The sequence below is a fragment of the Psychrobacter sp. AOP5-GZ1-6 genome (genome assembly GCF_052376345.1).
GTDB lineage: Bacteria > Pseudomonadota > Gammaproteobacteria > Pseudomonadales > Moraxellaceae > Psychrobacter.
This window is the reverse complement of record NZ_JBQSVP010000185.1, coordinates 1-4638: the sequence shown is the minus strand read 5'-3', so window position 1 is coordinate 4638 and position 4638 is coordinate 1. Positions and strand designations below refer to the sequence as shown.

Genomic DNA, 4638 nt, shown 5'->3' with positions numbered 1-4638 from the left:
AAAATTAGATATTGATTGGTTTTATTTATTATTATCATTGGTAATTATTGATGTGATATAACATTCAGTAACTGAGTTTGTATCTTCATTTTGCTATACTTCATGGCAAAAGTTAGTAATCATGGTTTTTGACGGTTCATTAAATTCATCAACCAGTTTTGTAGAGCATGTCCTCAATCCGGACATTACACTTTAAATGGGCTAAAAACAGCTAAATTTTTGCTAAACAGTGTCAAGTAGCCTGCTGATATCTTGATATTATCTGTACTACTTTTCTCGTTTGGCTGCAATTTATCTCATTTTTATCACCATTTTTAAGATGAGACTACGCCCTAGGTTGGAATATTTGCAACACGTTTAGAGCGTGTGATTATAAAGATGCAAGTTTGATGATACAAACAAGACTTGCAGTTATAATATAAAGATTGGTCGTTCGCTTATTTCGACAGGTTTACTTTAAGGGAATGATTAAGTAGTATTCTAGTTGAGTACAATTTTAGGATTTTTAATAAAAACAAGCCACTTTAGCCTCTAGCATATATCAGTAAGCATATGCTTATTCTGAGTGATCAGAGGGCTAAACCAGCCAGGAGATACAATAATATGTCACATATCACTTTACCAGAACTACCATACGCAAAAGACGCACTAGAGCCACATATCAGTGCTGAGACGTTAGAATTTCACCATGATAAGCATCACAATGCATACGTGACCAAGCTTAATGCTTTGTTACCAGGTTCTGGTCTAGAAGGCAAAACGCTACCAGAAATCATCTTAGCGACTGCTGAAGATGACAGCAAGCAAGGGATGTTTAATCAAGCAGCCCAAGTATGGAACCACACATTTTATTGGAATTGCATGACGCCAACCAATGGTGGCGGTGAACCTACTGGTGATCTAAAAGCTAAAATCGAAGAAGATTTCGGTAGCTATGACAAATTCCGTGAAGAGTTCAAAAATGCAGCATTGACTCAGTTCGGTTCAGGTTGGGCATGGCTAGTCGCTGACAAAGTCGGTGGCAAACTATCAATCGCTAAGACTGGTAACGCTGGTACACCATTAGCGAATGGTCAAGTTGCTGTATTGACCTGTGATGTATGGGAACATGCATACTATGTTGATTACCGTAACCGTCGTCCTGACTATGTAGATACGTTCCTAGACAAACTAGTGAACTGGGACTATGCTAACGCAAAATATAAAGGTCAAGATGCTGGCGTTGAGTCGTAAATAGCGATGCAATGATTAAGCTATCTTAGCTTTATAAGTATGAAAAAGGATACCGGGAGGTGTCCTTTTTTTGTGCCAAAATTTTGTGTTAAGAGGGATGAGTGCTTTATGAATAAGGCTTTCACCTATAAAAACAGCTTATTATATAAATGATAATCATTTACAAATAGGCTGTTTTACGCTATTGTCAGTCAAAGAATTGATCTATGAAAGACGAAATCTATAAGGCACGTATAAAGAGCCACTGAGCTTGGCTTTATAGTATTGAGATTCATAGTGTTTAACGTCGCAAACTTACTTTCCTTATCTCATCCTCAATTTTATGGATAAAATTATGAATAAACAAAATATCAGTCAAACTGTTTTAGCGCCTATGATGGCCGTTTTGTCTTTACTATTTATGAGTACCAGCGCGATGGCTCATCCAGGACACGATCATGGGGCTAATGAGTCCATGCTTGTACATGTGCTGTTTTATGGTGCTATTGCTGCTGCCGTTGCGTTTGCTGTGTTTATTGCCTACCGTCAATTTAGTAAAAAAAACGGGAAATAAGCCAGTTCTTACAATAACAAAATAATAAGGAAGTTTATTATGCTCCATACTCTTCTCACAAAACTAGATAGTGCTCGACCATTTGCCCAAGTCTCTGCTCACTGTGATATCCCTTGTGGTATTTATGACAGTACGCCTGCTCAAATTTTTGCGTTAAGTGTACTGCGTTATTGCCACCAAATTGAGGCGTTAACCGACAGCCGTGCAGATCAAGCCAAGCTAGTACGTTTGGTCGCTGACAAAGAAAAGCATGCTGAGTCTGTTAAGCATGAAGTACGTATTATTTGGGGTGATTACTTTAAGGGTGCATTGCTAGAAAAATACCCAAATATCCATACACTAGCGCATGACATCATGCTAGCTGGTTCTGCTGCCAAACAGCATATCGATGTGGAAAATGCTCAAAAACTGGTTGATTTGGTGAATGAGTTTGCCGCAACGTTTTGGGATTCAAAAGGCGTAGAAACCTACCGTGCCGTTTGCCCGTACGAGCCAAAAGTAGAAACCGTTTATCCTAAACTAGGCTAAGCTAAGGTGTATTCTTAATAGCAGCTCAGAATACGATTAAATGAAATTTAAAGTCATGAAAGTCATTGGCAACAGTATGCACCCGACTCTTGAGTCGGGTGCTTTTGTATTGCTGTGTCGGCATGGTTATTTAACACCATCCTCTGCTGTATTGACTGATTCAAATAAATATCTGTCTCGTCTATCTGTAAAGCGTTTATTAGCTGATAAGTTGACATTAAAGGTGGGCGATATTGTCGCCGTAAACCATCCAAAATATGGTCATATTATCAAGCGAATAACTCAGCTAGAGTACAGTCTGGCATCCAAAAGCACAGACAGGCGTCCACAAAAGCACCACATCACGCGCCTGCGTCTAAAAGGCGACAATTATATTGCCAGCACTAGCGAAGCAGCGATGGGCTGGATAGAGGCGCATCACCTTATCGGAAAGGTGATTTATCAGCTAAATAGATAAAAAAAGCCCGTCATTAAGACAGGCTTCTTATTTGGTGATGTGATGCTGGTGGTGTGGTGGTGTGGTGGTGTGGTGGTGTGATGTGAGGCTCAGCTTTATAGCAGCGATTGGTTAAGCTACGCCGCCGTTAGCACCGATATTTTGCCCAGTCACCCAAGCTGCTTCCTCACTCACCAAAAACGCTACGACACGGGCGATGTCAACTGGTTCACCAATACGGTTGAACGCTGACATGTTGGCGAGCTTTTCGATGGTTTCGTCTGATTTTCCTTGATTGAATAGCTCGGTATCTGTTGGACCGGGTGACACAGCGTTGACAGTGATTCCTCGCTCGCCAATCTCTTTGGCAAAGACTCGGGTCAGCTGCTCGACTGCGCCTTTGGTCGCACAATAAGTGCCATAAGTGGGCAACATCATGCGAGTGGTCGTGCTTGAGAGGTTCACGACACGACCACCGTTATTAAGTTTGGCTGCTGCCTCACGCAATGTGTTAAACGTGCCTTTGACGTTAACGGCAAAGGTACGATCAAAGTCTTCGTCGGTGGTCTCTGCGATAGGTTTATTAATCATCATACCTGCGCTATTGACCAAAATATCTGGTTTGCCAAATTCACTGACGGTGGTGTCAAACAGCGTAGCGACTTGCTGAGAGTCACTGACATCTGCTTGCACAGCGATGGCTTCACCGCCTGCTGATTTAATCTGGCTGACGATATCATTGGCTGCGGCGTCATCGTTTGCATAGTTAATAACGGTTTTGGCCCCTGATTCTGCTAGTAATATGGCTATCTGTGCGCCGATGCCTTTTGATGAACCGGTTACAATCGCGACTTTATTATTTAGTGTTGTCATCGATATTTTCTCCAATATTATAAATAGATATCAGTAAGCCTATATGGGGCTTTGACTGATGATTTTTAATTAACGATATAGACATTAGCAGTGTGCAAAGACAATGAGTAGAGCGGTTCTGTATTCTAAATTTAAGATAAGTTTATTAATTGTGTCTATTAAGATATATGGAATGAAAATAAAGATGTTCGTTGAAGATAAGCCTTCATGATTAAATGTTTTTCGGCAAGTTGATAGTTATACTCGTATAGTATTTATCAATAATGCAAAGTTTCAAGCACAGCTATAATATTTAAAGAGAGTTATCCGCTATTAGGTTTTTTATTTCAAGAATCGATAAAGTCTTATCTTTTTTTCTATGAACGACAGAGTGGCAATTCGCGCATAGAGGAATTAAATCAGTTTCGGGATCTATGTCTTTAGGTGTATCAAATTCTGATACAGGAATTATATGATGAACATGAATAAATCCTTCAGCATATTCCCCATAAAAATTTCCAAAGTTAAATCCGCAAGCAGCACAAGAGTTACCGTGAATGGCAATCGCTTGCTTTCTGTATTTAGGATTTCTTTCGTATTTAGTCACATAGCGTTTTGATTTTTCGCCTTCACTGAAAGATTCAAGTGAATCCTGAAAATCTCCTCCAGTTTTGTCTGAGATATAAGCCGTCTTTTGCTCTGAAACTTTGTTAGGAGTGGCTTTAGAGCTAATAAGATGATAAGTTTCTTCATCGATAGCTCGTACCCCATCGCGCCAATAATTAGATTTTCTCGAATCGGGAATTGTTTCTAGGTAATCGGAGTCGCTCTTTGCTAAAACTGCTTCTTCAAAGGGTATAAAGTCAGTAATGGTAGCAAAAAAGTCATTTTTACTACTTTCTTTGTCTGGGTAGGTTCTACCGATTTTAGCGATAGCGAAATAGTGAGGAGCATTAGATAGTCTATCTTTCGAGAAAGATTTATTTTTAAGGCTTCCCTTGTAGTAAATAACATGAGTGCCTGGCTCTAGATATTT

6 protein-coding genes are annotated in these 4638 nt (G+C 39.8%); 4 read left to right on the top strand and 2 right to left on the bottom strand.

What is annotated here, in order from left to right:
• Positions 1-603: 603 nt before the first annotated feature.
• From ACT3RN_RS14585 to ACT3RN_RS14570, 4 genes are all read left to right on the top strand, one after another.
• Positions 604-1233: a superoxide dismutase gene (locus tag ACT3RN_RS14585; RefSeq protein WP_192520821.1), complete on the top strand. Its 630-nt coding sequence runs from the start codon at positions 604-606 to the stop codon at positions 1231-1233.
• Between the two features lie 334 nt (positions 1234-1567).
• Positions 1568-1786 (top strand): hypothetical protein, encoded by a 219-nt coding sequence (locus tag ACT3RN_RS14580; protein ID WP_192520819.1) that lies wholly within the window; start codon positions 1568-1570, stop codon positions 1784-1786.
• 39 nt (positions 1787-1825) lie between these two features.
• The gene (gene sodN / locus ACT3RN_RS14575) at positions 1826-2314 is read left to right on the top strand and encodes a superoxide dismutase, Ni (protein ID WP_192520817.1); all 489 of its coding nucleotides are present in this window, start codon (positions 1826-1828) and stop codon (positions 2312-2314) included.
• 40 nt (positions 2315-2354) lie between these two features.
• Complete coding sequence (locus tag ACT3RN_RS14570) at positions 2355-2771, top strand: S24/S26 family peptidase (protein WP_192520816.1); 417 nt, start codon at positions 2355-2357, stop codon at positions 2769-2771.
• Positions 2772-2882: 111 nt separating this feature from the next.
• On the opposite strand, the gene ACT3RN_RS14565 is transcribed toward ACT3RN_RS14570, so the two are convergent.
• Positions 2883-3623, bottom strand: coding sequence for an SDR family oxidoreductase (locus ACT3RN_RS14565; protein ID WP_192992546.1), 741 nt, complete (start codon positions 3621-3623; stop codon positions 2883-2885).
• Between the two features lie 292 nt (positions 3624-3915).
• Positions 3916-4638: HNH endonuclease (locus ACT3RN_RS14560; protein ID WP_444518753.1), on the bottom strand; the 723-nt coding region annotated here is incomplete at its 5' end.

What these genes read in the sequence shown, in the direction of transcription:
- ACT3RN_RS14580 (WP_192520819.1), top strand. Translation starts at nt 1,568, where the DNA reads ATGAATAAACAAAATATCAGTCAAACTGTTTTAGCGCCTATGATGGCC.
- ACT3RN_RS14585 (WP_192520821.1), top strand. Translation starts at nt 604, where the DNA reads ATGTCACATATCACTTTACCAGAACTACCATACGCAAAAGACGCACTA.
- ACT3RN_RS14565 (WP_192992546.1), bottom strand. Translation starts at nt 3,623, where the DNA reads ATGACAACACTAAATAATAAAGTCGCGATTGTAACCGGTTCATCAAAA.
- ACT3RN_RS14570 (WP_192520816.1), top strand. Translation starts at nt 2,355, where the DNA reads ATGAAATTTAAAGTCATGAAAGTCATTGGCAACAGTATGCACCCGACT.
- sodN (WP_192520817.1), top strand. Translation starts at nt 1,826, where the DNA reads ATGCTCCATACTCTTCTCACAAAACTAGATAGTGCTCGACCATTTGCC.